The sequence below is a fragment of the Rhizobium sp. 01N447_2 genome (genome assembly GCF_056399245.1).
Genome location: NZ_JBFTQY010000078.1, coordinates 1 through 23,354, shown reverse-complemented (window position 1 = coordinate 23,354; position 23,354 = coordinate 1). Strand labels below are relative to the sequence as shown.

Sequence of the window (23,354 nt, the reverse complement as noted above, 5' to 3'; positions counted from 1 at the left end):
GAGCCACGGTGTTCGCCGCAGTCTTCAATCTGATTGCGAATGAGGGCCATTTGCGATGTTGACAACGCCCACTTAAAGATGGGAGTGGGCAATGTCAACATCGCAAAGCAAAAATGTTGACACACGCAACATCGAGTTCGAGTGGAATGGCTGCAAGCCACTGGTCGCGCGGGATTTTCCGGAGGGTGGCTCTAGATCCGATGCGCTGCGGCCCCCAGCGTTCCCCCGCCTGCCTAACCGCCCCTCGCCCGAGGGGGCATTGAGAAGGTTGCGGACCGGCCGCGCGAGCGCCTGATTATGTCACGGCACGACGCATGGCAGGCCGTCTAAGACCCCGTCAGCAGGTTCGACAGCGGGCGGGCGGTGGGCCTTGCTCAAAAGCCTCGAGCGTCGTCCTTACTTCACACTGTCTCAGAACCGGGCGAGACGGTCCCCTGCCCGTCACCGGCCAAATGCTTACAGGGCGGCGCGCTTTGCCTCGGACAGGTCTTTGCGACCTCATGAACCGCTTTCGCCCTCGCCATTGAGAGCCAGCGCAGARCGGATGCAATCAAGCAAAGTCTGTCCGTTGAACGGCTTTGTCAGACAGCCGACGACGTCCGCGCCCAACGCTGACGCGCCCATATTCTTTTCCGGGAAGGCGGTGATCAGAATAGTCGGAATGCTCTTGCCCAGCGCGACGAGCCGGCGGTGCAGATCGAGTCCGCTCATTCCAGGCATATTGATGTCTGTCACGAGGCAGGCCGTGCGGCGGACATCAGGAGATATCAAGAAATCATCTGCGGATGAAAAGGACTCGGCGTCAAATCCCATCGACCTCATGAGCCCCTTTATAGCGTCCCGTATCGACTCGTCGTCGTCGACGATCGCAATCAGAGGTCTCTTGGTTGGCACTGCCGCCTCCCAACTTCGCCGACCGGCATCGTGCCGAATTAGCGTTGTGGCGCGCTTGACTGGATGGATTTAGTATCGAACGGCGACAAAGGCGTCGCAAGCTATACAATCGTATAGCGTGTCTAAGACTTGCGCGACGAGCGCGGCATCGCCGGGCATGTGGCGCATCGGCATGCCACGGCAGACAGCTGGACGCGCAAGCGCTTTTGGGGCCGCCCGCATCTAGCCTTGTGGCCGAGGTAATTATCGCGCATTCTGGTGTGCGAAAGAGGACCCGTTTCGGCAATAGCGAAGGAGACAGGAGGAGTGTTCTCATCGCGTGACCGGCGCTATGCTTATGCTGGTTGGCTTCGCCCGCTGCCGCTGCAGTGGGGCTCGATAGTATATATTCCCAAGACGTCGAATCACCTTGGGAGTTCTGACGATTGACCGAGGCGCCAGCAACCATCATTGTCATCGATGATGACCCGGAGATCCGCGAGGCGCTTGGCAGTCTGCTGCGTTCCGTCGGCTTTGCCGTCAACCTCCTTGCTTCGGTCGGCGACTTCCTCAGATCTGGGCGACCCGACGGACCGACCTGTCTCGTGCTCGATGTCCGCCTTCCAGGGCAAAGCGGCCTTGATTTTCAGCTTGCGCTGTCGCGAGAAAATATTCAGTTGCCGATCGTCTTCATCACCGGGCACGGCGACATTCCCATGTCTGTCCAGGCGATGAAGGGGGGCGCCGTCGAGTTCCTAACGAAACCGTTCCGAGACCAGGATTTGCTCGACGCCGTTCACGTCGGCCTGGCGCGCGACCGCGTGTGGCTTGAAAATGAAAAGTCATTGGCGACGGTGCGCGCGCGTTTCGATAGCCTGACGCCGCGGGAGCGCGAGGTGATGGCTTTGGTGGTGACCGGACGGCTTAACAAGCAAATTGCCGGCGATCTAGGCGTGAGCGAGATTACCGTGAAGGTTCACCGCAGCCAGGTCATGCAGAAGATGGGCACCAGATCCCTGCCCGAACTCGCGCGTATGGCTGACAAACTGATGCTCGCGCCGGGAAAGCCGCAAACGCACTCGTAAGGGTCTTGGCTGCGCGTATAGGTTACCCCCTCCTCATTGGTAATCGAACCGTCCTGGTGGCTAATAGCGCCGGCGGGAGCTCTCCTCTATGATGCAGGCTCCTTTCGTTCTCCACCTCCTCCCAGGCCGTATCGTCCCGATCGGCCCGCCTTGAGCCTCCCTACCCCCGCGGGAGGCTCCTTTTTGGACTCAGAGCCGGCAGACACTTTCGACTTCAACACCGACAACGAATCGCACCTGACGGTACGACAGGCACGAAGCACGCCGATGTTGTGCTCGCCTTTTATCTTCGGCGACACCGCGGCTGTACCACCTGCCGGCCTGCTGGGTTAGACAAGGAGAGAGACTGTCGGCCCAGTCGTTGTCGGGCCACGGATGACGTCGCCGACATGTCAATCGCTGAGCGGAATTCGCTGATGGGTGTCGGTGCCGGTATTCCAAAGTATCGCAAGACGATACCACAGTATAATTTCCCGTCGTCCCTTCCATCGCTAGCCTCTACTCGTTGCCTCGGGACAGGCAGGTCGCGAATCCCCCCGTTGCTACCACCACGCTTCGGCGCTCCCTCCATCCGAAGCTCTGCGGGTCCACGATCCGCCTGACCGCCCAGCAGCCGTTGGGCGGTCTTTCGTAGCGGTGGACCACGTATCGAACGGGTGGGTGATGGCCGCTCGTTGTTGGGACGAACAGGCGAGATGTGGTAAGAAAGTGGGGAAGTGGTCGCGGTTCGTCATGTGCTCACTTTGGCCAATTTGACGGACGGATTCCCGAAACGAAAGTGGCAGTGCCAAATGCGACAGGCGAGATGACGAAGTCGGCAAGCAGGCACATCCTCTTTCTTCGGTGTTGGTGGAGATGGGAGTTTGGAGGTTTTTTGGGAGGACGGTGAGCGCGTGCTCCATCGGGAACGGCGCCGGGGTGCCGACGGCAAGTGGAACCCGGTACTGGTCGTGCTTTCGACGCTCGAATACCCGACGCCTTCGAGCCTCGGCCGCCTCGACCATGAATATGCATTGAAGGATGAGCTCGATAGCGCATGGGCAGTGCGACCGCTTGAGTTGGTGCGCGAAGGCGGCCGGACCATGCTGGTGCTTGAAGATCCGGGCGGCGAGCCGCTCGCCGGGCGGCTCGGAACGGCTATGGAAACGGAGCTTTTCCTGCGCCTCGGGATCGGCATCGCCGCTGCGCTCCGTGGGGCCCACCAGCGCGGTCTCGTCCACAAGGACATCAAACCGGCCAATATCCTGGTAACGGGCACGGGCGCCGAGGTGCGGCTAACAAGCTTCGGGATCGCCTCGCGCCTCTCCCGCGAGCGGCAGACTCACGAGCCGCCCGAAGTGGTCGCCGGAACGCTCGCCTATATGGCCCCCGAACAGACCGGGCGCATGAACCGCTCGATCGATTCCCGCAGCGACCTTTATGCGCTCGGCGTGACACTCTACGAAATGCTGACCGGCAGCCTGCCGTTCTCCGCCTCCGACCCGATGGAATGGGTGCATTGCCACATTGCACGGCAGCCGACGCCGCCCAACGAGCGGGTGGCGGATGTTTCACCGGCAGTCTCGGCCATCGTCATGAAGCTGCTCGCCAAGACGGCCGAGGAACGATACCAGACGGCAGGCGGCGTCGAGCACGATCTGACCCACTGTCTCAGCCAATGGGAAATGCAGCACCGGATTGACGCATTCCCGCTCGGCGAACGCGACATCCCGGACCGCCTGCTGATTCCCGAGAAGCTTTACGGGCGAGAGCACGAGGTCGAGATCTTGCTCACTGCCTGGGACCGCGTGGTGTCGAGCGGCGCGCCGGAGTTGGTGTTGGTCTCTGGCTATTCCGGCATCGGCAAGTCGGCGGTGGTCAATGAACTTCACAAAGCTCTGGCGCCGCCGCGCGGCCTTTTTGCGTCCGGCAAGTTCGATCAGTATAAGCGCGATATTCCATATGCGACCCTTGCGCAGGCGTTTCAGAGCCTTGTCCGGGAGCTTCTCGCGAAGAGCGACGCCGATTTGGCACTCTGGCGCGAGACGCTGAGGGAGACGCTGGGACCGAACGGACGGCTGATGGTCGACCTCGTCCCCGATCTGAAGCTCATCATCGGCGACCAGCCGCCGGTCCCCGAACTTCCGCCACAGGAGGCGCAACGGCGTTTCGAGCTGGTATTCCGGCGGTTCATCGGTGTCTTCGCCCAGCCGGAGCATCCGCTGGCGCTGTTCCTCGACGATCTCCAGTGGCTCGACGCGGCGACGCTCGATCTGCTTGAAGATCTCTTGACCCGGCCGGATCTGCAACACCTGATGCTGGTTGGTGCCTATCGCGACAACGAAGTCACCGCCGCCCATCCGCTGATGCGGAAGCTCGACGCGATCAAAACCGCCGGCGGCAAGGTAGCGGAGATCACCCTTGCGCCGCTTACCAAAGACGATCTCCGGCAGTTGATTGCAGATGCGCTCCACTGTCAGACCGATCGTGCAGCCCCGCTCGCACAAATGATGCTCGACAAGACCGGCGGCAATCCGTTCTTCGTCCGTCAGTTCCTATTTTCGCTCGCCGAAGAGGGAATGCTCGCCTTCGATCATGACGCGGCATGCTGGTCCTGGGATCTCGGGCGCATTCACGCCAAGGGATACACCGACAACGTCGTGCACCTCATGGTCGGCAAGCTCGAGCGCCAGCCGCCCGAAACGCGGGAGGCGCTGCAGCAGTTCGCCTGTCTTGGAAACATAGCAGATATTGCGACGCTTTCGCTCGTCCTCGGGATACCGGAGGAAGAAGTCGCCGGCGCCTTATGGCCCGCCGTCGCTCATGAACTGCTCGAGGGGTTGGCAGGCGCATATCGGTTCGTCCACGATCGCGTTCAGGAAGCCGCCTATTCGCTAATCCCGGAGGAGCGACGCGGCGAGTTGCACCTCCGCATTGGGAGGTTGCTTGCGGCAAACACCGCGCCGGAGCTGATTGACGATTATGTTTTCGAGATTGTCAGCCAGCTCAATCGGGGAGCCGCACTGATCACCTCAACTAAGGAGCGCGAGCAACTGGCCGAGTTCAATCTGCTGGCCGGCAAGCGCGCAGCGGCGTCGACGGCATACGCCTCGGCACTCAACTATTTTGTTGCAGGCACGACGCTGCTGCCGGAAGACGCCTGGGAGCGCCAGCGCCAACTGACCTTCGCGCTTGAGCTGAACCGAGCCGAATGCGAGTTCCACCTTGGCGCGCTGCCGGACGCGGAGGAGCGATTAGCTCAGCTTTCCAATCGTGCTGTCTGCTCCGACGATCAGGCTGCTGTCGCCTGCCTGCGCATCGATCTCTATGCTGCGCTCGGTCAGACCGGCCGGTCGGCCGCGGTCGGTCTCGACCATGTGAGGCAACATCTCGGCATCGACTGGGCGCCGCATCCGGCCGACGAGGAGGTTCAAAGAGAATACGGCCGAATATGGTCGCAGCTCGGCAGCCGCGCGATCGAGGAACTCATTGATCTGCCGTTGATGCGCGACCCAGCATCCGCCTCGACGCTGGATATTCTCACCCGGCTCGTTGGGGCGGTATGGCATACGGATGCGAATCTGGCTTGCATGGCAATCTGCCTGGCTGTGAACCTGAGCCTCGAGCGAGGCAACAGCGACGGCTCCTGCTACCATTATGTGTCGCTTGGCTATATTGCCGGACCGCGCTTCGGCGACTATGAGGCCGGATTCCGGTTTGGTCAGCTAGGCTGCCATCTGGTCGAAAAGCACGACCTGAAGCGCTTTCAGGCCAGGACTTACAAAGACTTCGGGGCTCACGTCATACCGTGGACGAGACATGTCCGAACCGGCCGCGACATCTTGCGGCGAGCGCTTGAAATTGCCAACCAGTGCGGCGACCTCACGTTTGCCGGATACAGCCATGTCAGTTTGAACTCGAACCTGCTGGCCGCGGGAGATCCGCTTATGGAAGTGCAGCGCCAAGCGGAGATTGGCCTCACGTTTGCGCAGGAGGTGCGGTTCCAGTTCGTGATAGATCTCGCCAGTGCGCAACTCGGACTCGTCCGGACGCTGCGCGGGTTGACCCGGAAATTCGGCTCCTTTGACGACGACGGATTTGACGAACTTGAGATCGAACGTCGGTTTTCCGAAAATCCGAATCTTGCGGAAACCTGCTACTTTGTCAGAAAACTGCAGGCGCGGTTCTTTGCCGGCGACTATGAGGCGGCCGTCGATGCGTCATTGCGGGCGCAGAGGCTGCCATGGACATCGGTGTCGCATTTCGAAGAAACGCCGGAGCATCATTTCTACGGTGCGTTGGCCCGCGCCGCATGCTGCGACTATGCTGTGGCTGAGCCGCGGGCGCAGCATACGGAGGCTCTGGTTGCCCACCACCGACAGCTTCAGATCTATGCGAAGAATTGCCCGGAGAACTTCGAGAACCGAGCCGCGCTGGTCGGCGCCGAAATAGCACGCCTCGAAGGCCGCGAAATCGACGCGGTGCGTCTTTACGAACAAGCGATCCGCTCGGCGCGCGCAAACGGCTTCGTTCATCATGAAGCCCTCGCATATGAACTTGCCGCCCGCTTTTACGCGCAGGGAGGCTTCGAGGATTTCGCACGTCTCTATCTCCGCAATGCGCGTGGCTGCTATCGGCGCTGGGGCGCCGACGGTAAGGTGCGGCAACTTGACCAACTCTATCCTGACCTGAGAGGGGAAGAGCGCGTTCCCTCTCCGACAAGCACCATTGGTGCACCGGTCGAACAACTCGATCTCGCAACCGTTATCAAAATCTCGCAAGCGGTGTCGGGCGAGATTGTGCTTCAAAAGCTGATCGACACCGTGTTGCGCACCGCCGTTGAGCAGGCGGGCGCCGAGCGCGGCTTGTTGATCCTGTCGCGTGGCGGTGAGTCGCGGATCACGGCAGAAGCCACGACGGGCGGCGAAACGGTCGTGGTGCAGATGTGTGACGAGATCGCGACAGGGACCGCCCTGCCGCAATCGCTCCTTCATTATGTCTTGCGCACAAGCGAAAGCGTGGTTCTCGACGACGCCATAGCTCAGAACCCATTTTCCGCGGACCCCTACATTTGTCAGCACCGTACTCGTTCTATTCTCTGTGTGCCGTTGCTCAATCAGGGCCAACTGGCCGGGGTACTCTATCTTGAAAACAACCTCGCCCCTCGGGTCTTTGCGCCGGCCAGGATCGCGGTGCTGAAGCTGCTCGCCTCTCAGGCGGCGATCTCACTGGAGAATACCCGGTTGTACCGCGATCTCGCTGAACGCGAAGCCAGGATCCGTCGCCTGGTCAAGGCCAACATCATCGGAATCGTCATCTGGGACATCGAAGGTCGCATTCTTGAGGCCAACGACGCGTTCCTCCGCATGGTGGGATACGACCGAGAGGATCTTGCCTCTGGTCGGCTATGTTGGACGGAACTGACGCCGGCCGAATGGCGCGACCGCGACGCACGGGCCATCGGGGAGCTGAAGTTGATCGGGGCAGTCCAACCGTTCGAGAAGGAGTACTTTCGGAAAGATGGCAGCCGTCTGCCCGTGCTGATCGGCGGTGCCCTATTAGAAGAAAGCAGGAACGAAGGTGTCTCATTCGTCCTCGATTTGACGGAGCGCCGGCAGGCCGAAGAGGCGTTAAGGGAGAGCGAGGGAGCCCTGCGCGAGGCGCTGGGGCAACTGGCCCACGCAAACCGCGTCGCCACAATGGGGCAGCTCACTGCATCCATCGCCCATGAAGTCAATCAACCGCTCGCCGCGTCGCTCACCAACGCCCAGGCGGCTTTGCGCTGGCTCGGCAGCCATCCGCCGAATCTGGAGGAAGTGGCTCAGGCGCTCGGCCGGATCGTGGATAACGCCAATCGGGCCGGCGATGTCATTGGCCGGATCCGTGCCTTGGTCAAGAAGGAGCCCCCTCGCAAGGGGCAGTTCGACCTCAATGAAGCCATTCGTCACGTGATTGCCTTGACCGGCAGTGAAGTGCTCCGGCAAGGCGTCACGCTGCAGACCGAATTCGCGACGAGTCTCCCGTCCGTGGAAGGAGATCGCATCCAGGTGCAACAGGTGGTCCTAAATCTGATCATGAACGCCATCGAGGCGATGAGCGGCATCGATGGGGAAGAGCGCGAGTTGCTGATCAGCACCGAGATAGCGGCCTCAGGAGGCGTGGTCGTCGGGGTACGCGACTCGGGTCCAGGCATGGACCCGCAGACCATGGACCGTCTTTTTGAGGCATTCTACACGACCAAATCCAGCGGCATGGGTATGGGCCTGGCGATCTGCCGTTCAATCATCGAGGCTCACGGGGGCCAAATGTGGGCCGCCGCCAATGACCCTCGTGGGGCACTGTTTCTGTTCAGCCTGCCTCTCCAACGAGATGAAACGATCGGCGCAAAGCCAGCCGACGAAATGGCGGTGTTGGGAAACTGCGTAGGACCAACACCCGGCTGAAGCACTCGCAGCAAGTAGGTCTCGCGCAGTCTCAAGGCCTTAGGCAGGGCCTCTGGTCTCCATCACGAGACGAACAATGTGYGGCCGGAGCTGGATTCATCTTCACGACGCCGCGACCGGGCCGATGGGGCGGTGGGGAGCATCCACATGTCTGAACCAGCTAGAAGGTGCCGGGCACCAAGCTCGATGATCCTCAATTCTGGACCCAAGACGCGGCTCTGGCTTAATGCATGGTCGCGGAAATCACTGAAGGGGTAAGACTCCCGAGGTCATCCAGGAGACGGACAAGCCCGGCGGAGTAGCAAAAAAGACCGAACTGGGTTCCAGTAACGTATAGGGTAAAGACAGATCTCCAGGCGTGCATAGCTTGCCCCCAGGGACACTCGATCGTTTCGCGCGGCATGACGGCAAACATCATCAAATGAGCCTCCAAGTCTGTCGTCGGCAGTGATGAAATATCTGGCGGCGTGTGGAGCGGAGAGCCCGGAGCCCAAGGCCCGGCGTCCCCATATGCGCTGGGAAAAAGCGTCAATGGGACCAGCTCGATTTGGATGCGGTGGAGGTCATGTGTCATGGTGTCAATCCTTAGAAAGAACGCGGAGGAGCGAAGAGGCAAACGGTCCGGCCCCATCGGCTCGCCGGCCACCTATCGTTGGCGAACCGGCCTCAAGTCTGTTCTTGATGCAGGCATCACGAGGCGTGATGAACTCCTTCGCGAGCTTGATGACATTGCCGCGCGGAATAAAGTGCCCTGACCGTAACAGGACGCCGCTCGACCGGCTATTGATCTTGAGGAAGGATCGGGTAGCGAAGAGGAGGGGATGCCTTATACAGGGGTTTAGGAGTCGCTCGTCGAGGCCTGCTGCCAGAAATCAGACCACCACCCGCTCCTTCCCGATGAGATGCCCTCGGTGAGAAATGTGTGGACGCTTCACTCTCGAAACGAGCGGCCGAGCCGAGCATAGCTCCCTAGCAGCCCGCCTGGTGCTGCCTCCGTATAACTTGAGCATACACAAGTATGATGGCGGAGCTACGCGGCTTGTTTTACCTTTTGCTCATGAGTGCTGGCTCCCCAGGCTGGTCATGTTGGCACCGGCGTCGGCAGCCATTCACCAGACGTTGGAACCATGGCCGATTTTCAGGTTCTAAAACCGTTAGGAAGGGACGCAGAATGCCGACGGTATCTCCGGCTCCTATCACGCCTCCAGACGAACACGTTGTTACCGCCCGAGAAGCGCTTGAGCCCCTCTACGAGAGACTTGAGCTTCACACCGACGCCACCCTGCTGTCGGCGGCAATGGAAGCCGGATGGCCGGCCGACGAGGCAACGAAGGCGCTGGCTGCCCTTAGATTGCACGACGCCCTCAATATTCTTGGCCGAGGGAATTGAGGTCCAAGCATATCGATGCATAGCCCGACGGCCAAATGAAATGGCAGGCTTCGCAAAGTTCTAAAGGAATTGAACCGACGAGGGATTATCCGGAATTGGATAGTAAATGCCACCGCAACCGAAAGCGAACAAGTTACGGCTTTCGGACGCAGATGGGGTCCTCAGGCGGGGGGTCGGGAATCCTGGGTTTGCCGTGCTCGTTCACGCCAGCGTCAATTTTGATGATCATCCGAACGTCGGCTGCATTCTCCACACCGAATTCAGTTTCCAGCATCCGATGAACGCCCTAGTCGAAAGGATGTCGAGCTCAAGGTTTTCAGTCTGTCTGAGGGCCGTACGAGCACGCCGGTCATCGACCATTGCTTCTAACATCGTTCTGCAAAACACCAGAGGCTCTCTTGGTTGCCACGATTTAGTAGATCGACCAAATTATCGGCCTCCTCGGCGGTGAGCATGTCCATGACAAACCCATCGATGATGGCCGGCTGTCCGATGACTTTATCGACCACAGTCCAGTAAATATTGAGGTTCTTACAACGGGTATATCTCGGCGCTGCCATCGTGAACGGCCTCCGTGTGGTAATGACTTTCGTCAATTGTGAGCGGTCTACAAGACATGACTGCCCGGTGGCTCTTGGACATCTGCGAGGCTCATGACGCTAGGCGGCAGCTCGACAGAGAAAGAGGGCTCCCATTCAGCGGGTGGTAAAGGAACCGTTGCACCACAAAGAGTTAGGCGGCTCGTTGCCTTTAAGAAGGCGCTCACAGTAGAGCATTTTTGTACCCGCCAATGAAGAGATGCGTTGGAATCAGGCATGCTATCTATTCGTATAGCCTTCCAAAAGCTCGCATCGTCCCCATTGATGGCGAGCGGCACGTGGTGCCGCGGCTTGCACCTAGTTCCGCTCGTAGGTGTCCGGATGACCAATTCGAAGCTGCCTTCCGCCAGTCAAGAGTCTTGCACGTTCGGACTTCGGCTATACCCCCCAGGACAAGCCTGAAGATCTTGCGAGAGACGAATCCGAAGAGCTCCCGAGGGACGAACGCTACGACGCCGCGAATCGCCAGCTTCAATTTGCTGCGTGTAACAGGCCATCGTCCGATGTTGACAACGCCCACTTTGCATGCGTAAAGTGGGCGTTGTCAACATATCTAGGCCAAATATGTTGACACACGCAACATCGTTGCAAGATGAGCACGCACGACCAGGTCTCTGCTGCCACTGTGGATCGCACACCCACTAAAGGTGTGTCACCGGATATTCTCAAAGAATCCAATGGGATGTGATGAAACGAGTCGAAAAGAAAACATCAAGGGCGGAGCGGAAGGCAAGGCGTCCTGATGAAATACTGGAGGCCGCGTTCGAGGAATTTGCGGCGAAAGGTTATGCGGCAACGCGTGTCGAAGACGTCGCAACCCGACTGGGGATAACAAAGGGAACGGTCTACCTCTATTTCCCGACCAAGGAAGTTCTTTTCCAGGAAATGTTTCGCCAGGCCTCGACGTCATCCGCGGACCTGTCGACCGCCATCGGCAGCCTTCGTGGATCCTGCGCCGACCGGATGCGAGGCCTGCTGCTGATCTCCTATGAAAGCACGGCCAACGACCGAAAGACGAGAGAACTTCTGCGCTTGTCCCTCGCCGAAGGCACTCGCTTTCCCGAAGCGGTCGATTTCTATCATGGCAAGTTCATTGCGCCGACGCTTGCTGCCCTCACGGCCCTCGTCGAGCAAGGCGTGAAATCGGGAGAGTTTCGGCAAGACGCGGCGGCCCATGCGCCGGACGTACTCGCGAGTTCGATTTTTCACGTTGCCGTCTGGCGTCTCATGTTTGCGGGTCGAAAACCGATCGACGGCAAGGCAATTGTTGAGGCGCACATCGACCTCGTGATGAGCGGACTCGTGCAGCGTTCGGGACGCAGGTACTGATCTGGCGAAGTACGTCAGAGCGGAGGGGAGCTTGGCAGTCTTCGATGCGTGGCAAGGCCGGATGCGTCGTGCGACGTCCGGCCTGAACCTCCTTCCGGTGCCGAGCGGAACCTAATTCCCGCCAGGCACGCGATCGTAATTCGACGATGGAACTTCACCCGTCACCAAGATATTTCCCTGGATCTTATAGACGATCCGTAGATTGGCGGCTGCGGCCTGAAGCCAACCGACCGCTTCTTCCGATGTCCATGCCGTACCCTCTGGCGGCAGGCTCTCAAACAGGCCGGCAATCAGAGGATTCACAGACGGGGAGCTGCTATTGCCGCCGCTTTGGTTCGTCCCGCCGCCAACGGACGGGCCGGAGCGGCTCTGATCCGAAGAGCTCGCATATACCTCGCCAGAAGAGCCTGAAGACCTGGCGTCAGACGAACCAGAAGAACCAGCGTGAGACGAACCCGACGATGCCCCGTTAGCAGAGCCCGCGCTGCCGTGGGACGAACTCGAGGACGCCGTGCCAGAGGAGCCCGTAGCGGAGCCAGACTGGTATCCATAGGAAGAATACGTCGTTCCGCCCGTGCTCGAGGCTGCCGCAGCACCGGTGACGACGCCTGCCGCATACCCGCCCAGGACGTAGGCTTCGCGGCGATAGTATCCACGCCCATAGTCTCCACCGCCATAGTCTCCACGGCCATACCCTCCGTGACCATAGTCTCCAACGCCGTGGTCCCCACGACCATAATAACCACGGCCAAAGTATCCGTTGCCGTTGCCAGACACCTTGAGATCGCCAGAGTTGTTGACGGTGAGGTTGCCCGAGTCCTTTGCGGCGATGTTGCCCCCGGAGTTCATCAAGGCGCGGTTCCCATTCAAGTTACCGCCTGAGTTCAGCGTGTTGCGGATATTTCCGGACAGGTTGCCCCGTCCGCGGCCAGGCCCTGCCGCCAATCGCCCCTTGGCGCCACCGACATTTGGCAGACGAGTACGAGGGTTCACCGGTGGACGGTTCTGCACGTGCATCGGCGGGCGGCCATGGGCCATCGGCGGACGCTGTATGCCGCCCATCTGTGGACGTGGCAGCCCTCCCGGCCCTCCCGACGGCAGATGTGGTGGGCCTCCAGACGGCAGGGGCGGTGGGCCGCCGGGCGGCGGTGCAAACTGACCGAAGGCCGCGTCCGATGTAATGGCCGTCAAGGCGAGAAAAGCAAAGCAGGTGCGCTTCAGATAGGTCATCACTTGGCCCTTTCCGTTTCCGGCGCGGCGGCCGCAGTCGGCTCAATCTTTTTCACATCCGCAGGAGGTTCAAAGGTGAATTCGGAGTCGGACAGAGGGGGCTGGGTCTTCCAGCTGGTGAATTCGGCAACGAAGCTTGGTTGGCCCTGCAGCAACGGGTAGGTGACGACCAAGCGATGCGGCGTCGCCGCGTCATTCTTCTCCAGCCACAATTCCACATCGATACCGGACTTCTGTGAGAAAAGCAGATGCCGGCACTCGACCCCGTCGATAGTAGCCATGCCCACCTGCTCGGCCGCCATGGCATCGCCCAGCAGCACTTCGTCCGGAGAGCCCGCAAAAAGGACGCCGAGCGGAAAATCGAGGTCCAGCTTGTCTGCGATCTCGTCGAGCGCGGACGGTATGTCGCCCGACGCGGGGATCGTCATGTATTTCTTTCTGTCGGGAAGGAAGACCGAGGCCGCCTTACCGTCGTAGAAGAGATCGTGTCTGCCGTCATCGCCGATAAACTCGACGGCGATCCGATCGGGCCGGCGGGCGGCGATTTTGATCGTATGGAAGATGTGAAGCGGTTGTCCGAATTCGTCCAGATAGACACTGATCGTTCTTGCCGTGACCGACAGGTCCCTGGCGTGCAGCGTCTTTCCCATCTGCGCAACGGCGGTCGCGGCCTCGTCGCTGACCGCTTTTTTTACCGGCGGTGTCGGCTCATCCGCTCGGGCTGTCGGCAGCGCGGCGAGTCCTACGATCATGCCGAGCGCGGTAGTCTGGAGCGCATTCCGCAGTGTCGCGGTCACGCGACGCACGCTTGCGCGGTCAACAGACGGACTGGTGGCGACAGACGGTCGCCGGGCCTTCAAGAAGGCCCGGCGCAAACCATTACAGACTTCCATGTTCATTTCCTTTGATACTCAAGAACGAGATAGCGCGAGCCGACTGTGGCTCGTCGCGAGGTAGAGTTGGTCCGGGTGCTGGAGCGTTTCTGTCGCACGGCGCCGCAAAGGGCGTCGTCCGTCTGTCCGTAATCGATCCTACTGCATGAACCAGCCGTGGCTCACGACCAGCGACTGACCGGTCACGGCATTGGACCTCGCCGCCGCGAAATAGAGAACAGCATCGGCCACATCATCGGTGCTGGTAAACTCGCCGTCGACCGTGTCCTTGAGCATCACCGTCTTGACCACCTGCTCCTCGCTGATGCCGAGCTCCCGCGCCTGCTCGGGGATCTGTTTGTCGACGAGCGGCGTGCGCACGAAGCCGGGACAGACCACGTTGGCCGTGACGTTGTGCTCGGCTCCCTCCTTTGCCAGTACCTTGGCCAGTCCGATCAGTCCGTGCTTGGCCGTGACATAGGGGCCCTTCAGCTTCGAGGCTTCCTTGGAGTGCACGGAACCCATGTAGATTACCCGGCCATAATTGGCGGCATACATGTGCTTGAGGCAGGCGCGAGTGGTCAGAAAGGCGCCGTCGAGATGGATCGAAAGCAGCTTTCTCCAGTCCGCAAAGGGAAAGTCGACCAGCGGCTTGACGATCTGGATACCGGCATTGCTGACCAGCACGTCGATTTTGCCGAACCTGGCGACCACCTCGCCAACGGCCTTTTCCACCTGCTCCTCGTCGGCGACGTTCATCGCCACGGCGAAGGCATCGCCGCCCTTGCTCTTGATCTCGGCGGCCGTTGCGTTCGCGGCGTCAAGATTGAGGTCGGCGATCACGGGAATGCCGCCTTCGGCTGCGAAGCGAAGCGCGATTTCCTTGCCGATGCCGCTCGCGGCTCCGGTGACAATCGCCACTCTTCCATCAAATCGAGACATGGATGGTTCCTTTCAGTTAGGGGAGATCAGTCGTTTTGAAGGTAGTCGAACACGACCTCGCCGAGGCCGAGGGTCAGGTCGGCGATGTAGTGGCTGGCCGACGTGACCTCGCGCATGGGCAAACGCGCGACGTCGCACGTCACATGTTCGAACAATTGCAGGGCTGCAGGCCCGGCCCATGCGCCCTTCAGCGTCACATCCTCGAGATAGTAGCGCACAAGTTCGCAAATCCGGGGCGAACCGTCGACGTCCGGGATGACCTTCAGCACGAAGGCGGGCTTCGCCATCGCCTTTGCCAGCGGCTCCAGCGGGAGCTCGCGATGCTTGTAGCCCATGGTCGCCCTCACGCAGAGAACCGAGCCATAGTGCAGCGTTCCGACGAGCGTCTCCTGCTCGTGCGACAGTTTCGGCGTTGCCAGCTTCTTCGGAAAGCCCCAGATCTCACGCCCGCCGGCGATCGGAGAGTTGTCGTCAAGGTACATGGCATGCACGTAGCTGCCTTCCTGCACCTTGCCCGATGGCGTCGTGAAGCGCACCGGAATGACCTGCCCGGTTTCCGTATAGTCGCCGAAGCCAGTTGAATCCGGCATGCGGATGAATTCATAGGCGACGGTGTCGCCGATCACTTCCAGCGGCTCCGGCACGACGGCGCGAAGGGTCTCCGGATCGGTCCGGTAGTGGATGACGACAAATTCGCGGTTGTAGAACTTGTAGGGTGGCCTCGGATAGGCCGGATTGTTGAGCGGCATCGCGAAGGCATTTTCGCGGACTGCGGCGATCTTCATGGTCGTGCTCTTCTCTTTGGGTGAAATCTCAATCGAAGTCGAAAATGGCGACGCCGTCCGGCGTGCCGGGCCGCTGCAGCACCTCGGGGTGGCGCAATGTTTGAAGGGCGTCGTTGTAGCCGGAGGCCCAGTGCTCCTCCATCGTCAGCCGGGAGAACTCGTAATCCTTGGAGCTCGCTTCGTATTTCTTGGCGCGATATATGAGCTGGACGATGTTGTAGACCTTCTCGTCGGCCTGATCGACGAGAAGCTTGATCTCCGGATCGGCTTGCAGCAGGGCGTCCTGCGGGACGAGCTCCACGAGATGGCCGAGTGCGCGGCGCAGCCGCTGCTGCGTCCTGAAATGGTCGGTCGCCGCGCGCGTGCGGCTCGAGAAGCGGATATCCTTCTGCCGTAGTTCGATTCCGAGCAGGTCACGCGGGAACTCGCCATTCGCGCTCCAGAGGTCAACCTGAAAGGCCAGCGTGTCCTGGCGCGGCGCGTTATCGAGGACCCATTGCAGCGGCGTGTTCGAGATAAGGCCGCCGTCCCAGTAACACTCGCCGTCGATCCTCGTCGCCGGGAAGCCAGGCGGCAGGGAGCCGCTCGCCATGATATGTTCGGGGCGGATATTGTGGGTCGTAGTGTCGAAATACTCGAAGTTGCCGGTGCGCACGTTGACGGCGCCGACGCTGAAACGCATGGCCCCTGTATTGATGCGGTCAAAGTCCACCAGCCGTTCCAGCGTCGCCTTCAGCGGTGCGACGTCGTAGAAGCTTTCCGCCTCGATGCTGCCGGCGGATGAAAAGAAAGGTGGCGCCGGACGTGGCGTGAAGAAGCCTGCGGCGCCGTCCATAAGGGTGGCGAAGGCATGTGCCTGATTGAGCAGGCCACGCGCGAAATCACCCTGGAGCCCCATCGCCCCTAGCATCGCCGAAAACAGAGTGGGAAACCCGTGAGCCGGGGCGGTTACCGTCTCCCAGAAGCTCCTGAGCGCCTCCACTCGTCTTTCGGGCGGATTGCCGGCGATCAGAGCGCTGTTGATGGCACCGATGGAGATGCCGGCGACCCAGTCAGGATGCAGACCGGCTTCGGCCAGTGCTTGATAGACGCCGGCCTGATATGAACCGAGCGCCCCTCCGCCTTGCAACAACAGCGCGATACGCTCGAATGGCGGACGCTCCGCCATGCGGTGCCTCTTGTTTTTGACGGGATGTTGAGCGGCCATCAATGTACCTTTTTTATTGTAGCGTCCGTAGGCGCCGATCGCGTGCTCGTATTGCGCCGAAATAGCAGACGGAACGGGCGCGCCAGATGTTGACAACGCCCACTTAAAGATTAGAGTAGACAATGTCAACATCGCGCAGTCAAAAATGTTGACACGAGCAACTTAAAAACCTAATGGACGAATATGACCAAAGATATTTCCACCACAGAGCAGCGCCCGTATCATCATGGCGACCTGCACAGGGCGATCGTAGAGGCCGCACTCGATGTCCTCAGCGAATCCCAGAGCACGGAATTTTCGCTGCGGGAGCTCGCCCGACGAGCGGGCGTCAGTCACAACGCCCCCTACAAACACTTCGCCGACAAGCGCGAATTGCTGGCCGCCGTCTCGGCAGTCGGATTTGAGCTCCTTGCGAAGCGGATGGCCGATGCGACGAAGGAACTCGACAGTCCGCGCGAGCGGCTGGCAGCTATAGCGCGCGCTTACGTTTGCGGCGGCGTCAACAATCCAGCGCTCTACAGATTGATGTTCGGCGGCTACCTTGGTGGCCAGGACAATGGGCGCCCTGCGATCGAAAGAACTGCGGCCTACAGCATGAAAGCCGTTGTGGTAGAGGCGATATGCGACGGCGCTCTTGGGCGCCTCATTCCCAACACCGCGGCAAACACGCGTATGATCGATGGTGCCATTCTAATATTCTGGTCGCAAATGCATGGACTGACCTTGCTGCTGGTAGACAGCCTCGTCGGCCCCAGCGGCAAGATTGAAGAGCTGAGCGAGGGCGTGTTGCAAGGCATGCTCGACGGATTGTCGAATTGTATCCCGGAAATACCAGTCGGCGTGTGGGTGGGGCCTCCGCCTGCCGAGTAGAACCTCCCAAGCCTCGCGCTGGTAAACCTTTGAATTTTTGACCAGCACGCCTGGGCATTGGGGCTGGTCGGCGATCCGCCCTGTTACTTACGTGTCGCGCGCCGGCTCGTTCCGAGAGGAGAACCTCATGGACGCATACATTTCTGCTCTGATGGGGCTCGCCGGCATCGCGATTGGCAGCCTGACCTCGTTTGCCACCACCTGGATGACGCATCGATCACAGGTGAAGGAAAAACAACGCGAGGCCGAGGCTGCCAAACGCGAAAAGCTGTTTTCGGATTTCATCGCTGAAGCCACGCGGCTTTACGGTGACGCAATAAGCCACCAGAAGGACGATGTTTCCGACCTCGTGCTGCTTTATGCACTGGTCGCCCAGATGCGTCTGATTTCATCCCGTCCGGTCGTGGATGCAGCCGAGCTGGCGATGGTAAGGATCGTCGAAACCTATTTGACGCCCAATCGCTCGCTCTCCGAAATCCGGGATCTTGCCCGTTCCGGCGCGATGAACTTTCTCCTCGATTTTGGTGAGGCTTGCCGGGCAGAATTGGCGACAGGGCGCCTGTCTACCCGACGGTAGGATTTTAGGGAAATCACCAGCAAAGCGGCCGCCATCCCCCTTCATGCTGGACGGCTATTCCAACCGCGGAACCGTCCTCGTGGTCTTTTCCGCGGTAGTCGATCGGGACATGGCCGAGTTCATCGCAGCGGAAGGCACGACCGAGCCACCGAAGGCCAGCCCTTCGGTGGACACCATCGCCCGCATGACGGCAGCTGCCAATGCCTACGGGATCACCATTCTCGCGGCCTAGCGGAGCGCAAGCACCGCGGACGGAAGCTATGTTTGGGAGGTTGCCTAATCGGTCATCGGCCCGCCGGAGTGTCCGGTACATCGATAACCTTCATTTCGTTCCCGTTCAGCACAACGGCAGTCGGCATGGAAAGACTTCGCCAGAACGCCAGCGGATCGACCCTGAGAACCCGAGCAGCGTAGATCGACATGGCAGTGCCATGTGTTACGATCATTAAGTCGCCACTCGGTTGGGCCCTTCTCGCTCGGGCCACGGCTTGGTCCATTCTGTTGAAAACCGCATCCGCGCTTTCGTCGCCAAATGTGAGCTGGTGAGGATGCTCTAGCAGTCTGGTGATGCCTGCTTCAAAATCAGTTCGCGCAAGATATCCCACCTTGGATCGGCCGTGTTCCCGCAAGTCGGAATCAAGGCAAACGGGCAGAGCCAGACGATCAGCAATCAAGGCAGCGGTTTGATGCGCTTTCATTTCAGGACTGCTGAATATTTCCTTTACGCGGAAGCCGGAGAGGTATTTTGCCAACTCGATCGCGGCTGCCTTACCAGCCACACTAAGGCTCCAGTCGATGGACGGCGTATCCCCTTCAATGGAAGGGATACTGTGACGAACGAGAACGATCCGAGATTCCATGATTCCGATACCGATTCGTCGTTAATTGGCGGCAGGTTGGTGTAATTACCTTCTCAGTCGCTCAGTCGGTCGATCAATTCGTCAACAGCCGCTTCCACCGTTTTCAAAGCCGTATCGATGAGGATTGCATCGTGCCATTCGTCATAGGCTCTTTCGGAAGTCTCTTGCCATGTCGGCTTCACGAGACCTTCGACGTCAGTGAGGCGCGTTTCGACACGGTTGCGGTGCTCGGCTTTGTCCGAGCAAATGACCTCGACCTCCGCCGCCATCACCCCAGCCGCTTGTGCGACCGAAAGCCACGCCGACCGGGTTATCCGAAGTGGGTTGACGGAGTCGGCAATGACAGTCCTGCCAAGGGTCAGATTGTCTCCGGCAATACCGTAAGCCACGATATAGCCTGCAGGCCCGGCATCATCGGCTATTCCGGAAGCGCGGATTGCTTGYTCGATGGTATCGACGCGCACATGGACCGCATTCAACCGCTCGGCCAAAGCGCGGGCAATCGTCGTCTTTCCACTGCCAGGCAGACCGCCAAAGATAATGAGCATCGTGACCTCGGCGTTGGTTGCAGAAGCTCCACGAGAAAGTCAGATCAGCTCGCGGTCGCGCAATACTTCACCATTAAGGCCCGGTTCGCAATTCCTTAGTCAGCACCGGGTTATCACCACCGGCCTCAACGGCGGTCCACCCGAGCGCGCCGTAGAATCCGACGGCGTCTCGCGCCGCATTCACAACCAATCTCTCGACCCCGTGTTGTGATGCGAATTTTTCGAGGCCCGTCATGAGCATCCGCCCGTACCCTTTTCCCTGGCATTCCGTCCTGATCGCGACGGTTCGCACACACGCCGCCGCATCGTCCATCAGATCGAGGCGAGCCGCACCCACTGGCGTATTTTCAAGCAGAAGCAGCAAAGGGAAATACCCATCCCTTCGATCATCGGGATGGCTCGCATCATAGCCAATCAACCCGCGGGCCTCGAAAAGGACAGCGCGGCGGATGTCGTGGTAGGCGTTCCAGTGTTCATCCGCAGACACCTGGACGACTATCCAGGCGTCTTCGCCCTCGTCATTCGGAAATCTGGGCTCGTTCATCGATGGCCTCGACGATGCTCGTGGACAACCGGCCGGTAAAATCGGTGACGGCCTCACGGCTCGATAACAGGAATTTCGGACGGGAAAAGACCGAGAACAATCGCGCGTGCGTCTCGAAAGAGTTCCAGTTGTTCATTCTACTCCGGTATTCGGCCACCCACTTCAAAAGGCCATCGAACTGAGTTTGGGACTCGCCGCCCTGGATGCCTCGCAGCTTGATGTTGGCGATGCATTCTTCCTCCGGCAGATCAATCCAGATCAGGGTCGTCGTGCGGTTGAGGACCATGTTCGCCAGCTGCCCGTAAACGCCCTCCATGACCCAGGCATCGCGCTCGGCCGCCGCCTTGACCATCTCGTCCCGCAACGCTCTGTCGCGATCGATGCCGTAGCGCCCCGGCTCCCAATGCATGTCATCAAGGTGGACAACCGGATGGTGAAGCTGCTCAGCGATACGACAGGCGAGCCATGTTTTACCCGCGCCGCCATTGCCCATGATGAGCATGCGGTCAAAGGCGGCTGAGGGATTGGGAAACGTCATCGGCAACTCCGAGGACTTTGCGCTGATGCTGGTTTGTGTGACCTTAGCGCGAGATATTGAATGCTTTCAAATCAAAATTGAGCGCGCGCCATCCTTGCAGCTGTGGCCGCTTGAGGAAAACAATGCTTGCCGCCTTCGAGGGCGCGTGTGGCGCGGCGCTCAGCAGCGTCGCGCGCCAAATGTCCTAGAACTCTTCCCAGTTGCCCTCGGTCGAAGCCGGTGCGGCTGAGGTGCCGAAGGCGGCTGCGAGCTTGCCGCCGAGTGCGCGCGCCGGCGAGGGAGCGGGCCTGGCATGGTCGGTGGCTGAGGCGGGAACCGGCCTGCGCGCCGCAAGCGTCGCCGCGACCGGGCGTGCCAACGGCCTGGCAATCGTCCGGGCGGCAGGAGCCGCGTTGGCCGTCTGGCCGAGATTGAACTGTGCCAGACGCTCCGAAAGGGCAGACACTTCCGTCACCAGCGTGTGCGAGGCGGCATTCGATTCCTCGACCATTGCGGCATTCTTCTGGGTCGACTGGTCCATCTGGTTGACCGCCGTGTTGATCTCCAGGAGGCCCGTCGACTGTTCACGGGCGGCCTGGACGACTGCCTGGACGTTGCTGTTGATCTGCTGGACTTCGGCAACGATCGCCTGCAGCGCCTTGCCGGTCTGGCCGACGAGATCGACGCCACGCTTGACCTGGTCGCCGGACGAGGTGATCAGCGCCTTGATCTCCTTGGCGGCCGTCGCTGAACGTTGCGCGAGTTCACGCACTTCCTGTGCGACGACGGCAAAGCCCTTGCCGGCCTCCCCCGCACGTGCTGCCTCAACGCCTGCATTGAGGGCCAGCAGGTTGGTCTGGAAGGCAATATCATCGATCACGCCGATGATGTTGGAGATCGACTGCGACGATTGCTCGATGCCGGTCATGGCGTCAACGGCATTGCGCACGACCTCACCAGACTTTTCTGCACCATCCTTGGTGCGGCTGACGAGCGTTCCCGCCTCCTCGGCGCGAAGGGTGGAGTCCTTGACCGAGGTGGTGATCTGCTCGAGTGCTGCGGCAGTCTCCTCGACGGAAGCGGCCTGCTGTTCGGTGCGGCGGGCGAGATCGTCGGCGCCGGAGCGGATTTCCTCCGAACCGGCCTGAATGACGGCAGCGTTTTCGGAGAAAGAAATCAGGGCTGCCTGGAGCTTTTCGACAGACGCATTGAAATCGACGCGGATTTCGTCAAGGGAGTCGGTGAATGGCTTTTCCAGCCGGACGGTCATATCTCCATTGGAAAGGCTGGCCAGTCCGTTGCCGAGTTCGCTGACCGCGAACTTGATCGAATCCTCACGGGCGGCATGGAGGACGGAACGTTCCTGTCGTTCGATCTCTTCGCGGGACCGGGAGCTTTCCGCATCCGTTTCCAGCTTGATCTTCTGGCGATTGCTTTCCAGCAGGATGGCGAGGGAACGTGAGAGGTCGCCGATTTCGTCCTTCGCATTCTTGTCGCTCAGTTGCACGTCGAGCTGGCCATGGGCGATGCGATCGGTCTCGGCAATCACGCCCTCTATGCGGCGGATGAATTTGCGGGCAATGAGCCAGCCTGCGAGACCGAGCAGGAGGGCAGCGATGGCGGTGATCGCAACGGCGCTCCATGCCATGTTGTTGAGTTGGGCAAAGACGGTGGATTTAGGCACCGAAACGACGGCATACCAGTTCAGGTCAGCCGTGAGCTTTACCGGATAGGCGACCGAGAAATAGGTCTGGCCGTCCGGGCCTGCGATCTCCTGCTCGACGCCGGGCTTGGCGATCAACTGATCCCAGCCGGCCGTGAGATCACCGCCGTCCTTGATATTCTTGCCTGCGAGCTCGGCGGAGGGATGGCTGATGATGCTGCCGGCGCCTGTCACGAGGCTGAGATAGCCGGCCTCCATCGGGTGGACTGCCGAGATCGCCTTGTTGGCGTCGTCGAGCGAAATGTCCATGCCGGCGACGCCCAGCGCCTTGCCGTCGACCATGATCGGCTTGGCGACCGAGGTCATCAGCACGTCCTTGCCGTCGACCGCGTAGACATAGGGTTCGATGACGACGGTCTTTTTCTGGGTAAAGGGAAGCTGGTAGTAGTCTCCGGCGCCCGACACGCCATAATCGACCAGCGGCGTGTGCTGGATCTTGTCGCCACTCCTGACCCAGTAAGGCACGTAGCGGCCGGTCGTGTCGTGGCCGTCCTTGCCGACGAAATCCTTGTCCTTGCCGTCGAAGGCATTCGGTTCCCAACCGGTCCAAACACCGAGCGCCATCGAATTATCCTGCAGCATGTTCTTCAGCAGGTCGTCGGCGGTCGCACGATTGGAATTTCCGCCTTCCTTCATCGTCGACAGCGACGTTTCCAACGCATTGACGATGCCGAGCGCCACGCTCATGGATTTCTCGACGCTAAGCGCGTTGGTGGCAGCGATCTGGAGCATCTGATCGAGGCTCGATTTGCGCATATCGTTATAGGCGATGTAAAAAAGAACGCTCGATGCCGCGATCGTCGCGACGACACCGCAGGCTGCCACGGAAAAAATGTTGCGTCCGGTAGCCGATTTGAACTGCATGCGCTTACCTCCTCGAACGGGCAGGTCATCGATCGCGCACCGATCTATTCCGTCCCGGCTTCCCCCTGACCGAGAACTGATTTCGAGACGTGCCTGCACTTCGAGACGTGCCTGCAC

17 protein-coding genes and 2 pseudogenes are annotated in these 23,354 nt (G+C 60.2%); 8 read left to right on the top strand and 11 right to left on the bottom strand.

The features are described 5' to 3' along the window. Window positions 1–498 precede the first annotated feature (498 nt). Window positions 499–894: a response regulator transcription factor gene (locus AC1ECN_RS32360; RefSeq protein ID WP_018070862.1), complete on the bottom strand. Its 396-nt coding sequence runs from the start codon at window positions 892–894 to the stop codon at window positions 499–501. A 425-nt stretch (window positions 895–1,319) separates the two neighbouring features. Here AC1ECN_RS32360 and AC1ECN_RS32355 point away from each other — a divergent pair, with 425 nt between their 5' ends. From AC1ECN_RS32355 to AC1ECN_RS32345, 3 genes are all read left to right on the top strand, one after another. After that, a complete protein-coding gene (locus AC1ECN_RS32355; RefSeq protein ID WP_018070861.1) occupies window positions 1,320–1,958 on the top strand; it encodes a response regulator transcription factor in 639 nt (212 codons plus the stop codon). Window positions 1,959–2,821: 863 nt separating this feature from the next. Next, window positions 2,822–8,380, top strand: a complete 5,559-nt coding sequence (locus AC1ECN_RS32350; protein ID WP_130672239.1) for a trifunctional serine/threonine-protein kinase/ATP-binding protein/sensor histidine kinase — start codon at window positions 2,822–2,824, stop codon at window positions 8,378–8,380. A gap of 1,171 nt (window positions 8,381–9,551) precedes the next feature. Further along, window positions 9,552–9,770 (top strand): hypothetical protein, encoded by a 219-nt coding sequence (locus tag AC1ECN_RS32345; RefSeq protein ID WP_130672237.1) that lies wholly within the window; start codon window positions 9,552–9,554, stop codon window positions 9,768–9,770. Window positions 9,771–10,135: 365 nt separating this feature from the next. Here the strand turns inward: AC1ECN_RS32345 and AC1ECN_RS32340 are convergent, their stop codons facing one another. Then, window positions 10,136–10,330, bottom strand: coding sequence for a hypothetical protein (locus tag AC1ECN_RS32340; RefSeq protein WP_018070855.1), 195 nt, complete (start codon window positions 10,328–10,330; stop codon window positions 10,136–10,138). A gap of 726 nt (window positions 10,331–11,056) precedes the next feature. Between AC1ECN_RS32340 and AC1ECN_RS32335 the strand changes: the two are divergent. Both AC1ECN_RS32335 and AC1ECN_RS32330 read left to right on the top strand, forming a co-directional pair. After that, window positions 11,057–11,245: pseudogene (locus AC1ECN_RS32335) on the top strand (TetR/AcrR family transcriptional regulator); the annotation flags it as partial. A 9-nt stretch (window positions 11,246–11,254) separates the two neighbouring features. Continuing rightward, window positions 11,255–11,698: a TetR-like C-terminal domain-containing protein gene (locus AC1ECN_RS32330; RefSeq protein ID WP_245484740.1), complete on the top strand. Its 444-nt coding sequence runs from the start codon at window positions 11,255–11,257 to the stop codon at window positions 11,696–11,698. Window positions 11,699–12,927: 1,229 nt separating this feature from the next. Here AC1ECN_RS32330 and AC1ECN_RS32325 read toward each other — a convergent pair. From AC1ECN_RS32325 to AC1ECN_RS32310, 4 genes are all read right to left on the bottom strand, one after another. Then, a complete protein-coding gene (locus AC1ECN_RS32325; RefSeq protein ID WP_130672236.1) occupies window positions 12,928–13,821 on the bottom strand; it encodes a DUF2092 domain-containing protein in 894 nt (297 codons plus the stop codon). A gap of 138 nt (window positions 13,822–13,959) precedes the next feature. Further along, window positions 13,960–14,742 carry a 3-hydroxybutyrate dehydrogenase gene (locus AC1ECN_RS32320; protein ID WP_130654987.1) on the bottom strand — a complete coding sequence of 261 codons (783 nt, stop codon included), beginning with the start codon at window positions 14,740–14,742 and terminating at the stop codon, window positions 13,960–13,962. Between the two features lie 26 nt (window positions 14,743–14,768). After that, window positions 14,769–15,527 carry an acetoacetate decarboxylase gene (locus AC1ECN_RS32315; protein WP_130664313.1) on the bottom strand — a complete coding sequence of 253 codons (759 nt, stop codon included), beginning with the start codon at window positions 15,525–15,527 and terminating at the stop codon, window positions 14,769–14,771. Window positions 15,528–15,555: 28 nt separating this feature from the next. Beyond that, the gene (locus AC1ECN_RS32310; protein WP_318030194.1) at window positions 15,556–16,695 is read right to left on the bottom strand and encodes a patatin-like phospholipase family protein; all 1,140 of its coding nucleotides are present in this window, start codon (window positions 16,693–16,695) and stop codon (window positions 15,556–15,558) included. A 222-nt stretch (window positions 16,696–16,917) separates the two neighbouring features. On the opposite strand from AC1ECN_RS32310, the gene AC1ECN_RS32305 reads away from it, so the two are divergent. The 3 genes and pseudogenes from AC1ECN_RS32305 to AC1ECN_RS32295 all read left to right on the top strand — a co-directional run. Next, complete coding sequence (locus tag AC1ECN_RS32305) at window positions 16,918–17,604, top strand: TetR/AcrR family transcriptional regulator (RefSeq protein WP_024323851.1); 687 nt, start codon at window positions 16,918–16,920, stop codon at window positions 17,602–17,604. Window positions 17,605–17,731: 127 nt separating this feature from the next. Further along, window positions 17,732–18,181, top strand: a complete 450-nt coding sequence (locus AC1ECN_RS32300; RefSeq protein WP_018070837.1) for a hypothetical protein — start codon at window positions 17,732–17,734, stop codon at window positions 18,179–18,181. Between the two features lie 37 nt (window positions 18,182–18,218). After that, window positions 18,219–18,413 (top strand): annotated as a pseudogene (locus tag AC1ECN_RS32295) (cupin domain-containing protein); the annotation flags it as partial. Window positions 18,414–18,465: 52 nt separating this feature from the next. On the opposite strand, the gene AC1ECN_RS32290 reads toward AC1ECN_RS32295, so the two are convergent. The 5 genes from AC1ECN_RS32290 to AC1ECN_RS32270 all read right to left on the bottom strand — a co-directional run bounded on the left by AC1ECN_RS32290 (window position 18,466) and on the right by AC1ECN_RS32270 (window position 23,237). Next, complete coding sequence (locus AC1ECN_RS32290; RefSeq protein ID WP_018070835.1) at window positions 18,466–19,041, bottom strand: histidine phosphatase family protein; 576 nt, start codon at window positions 19,039–19,041, stop codon at window positions 18,466–18,468. 53 nt (window positions 19,042–19,094) lie between these two features. Next, on the bottom strand, window positions 19,095–19,589 hold the full coding sequence (locus tag AC1ECN_RS32285; protein ID WP_130661214.1) for a P-loop nucleotide/nucleoside kinase family protein: 495 nt from the start codon (window positions 19,587–19,589) through the stop codon (window positions 19,095–19,097). A gap of 73 nt (window positions 19,590–19,662) precedes the next feature. Beyond that, complete coding sequence (locus AC1ECN_RS32280; RefSeq protein WP_024323854.1) at window positions 19,663–20,133, bottom strand: GNAT family N-acetyltransferase; 471 nt, start codon at window positions 20,131–20,133, stop codon at window positions 19,663–19,665. Beyond that, a complete protein-coding gene (locus AC1ECN_RS32275; RefSeq protein WP_024323855.1) occupies window positions 20,108–20,671 on the bottom strand; it encodes a P-loop NTPase family protein in 564 nt (187 codons plus the stop codon). The genes AC1ECN_RS32280 and AC1ECN_RS32275 overlap by 26 nt, the downstream gene beginning before the upstream one ends. A gap of 184 nt (window positions 20,672–20,855) precedes the next feature. Then, on the bottom strand, window positions 20,856–23,237 hold the full coding sequence (locus AC1ECN_RS32270; RefSeq protein ID WP_024323856.1) for a methyl-accepting chemotaxis protein: 2,382 nt from the start codon (window positions 23,235–23,237) through the stop codon (window positions 20,856–20,858). Window positions 23,238–23,354: the final 117 nt, after the last annotated feature.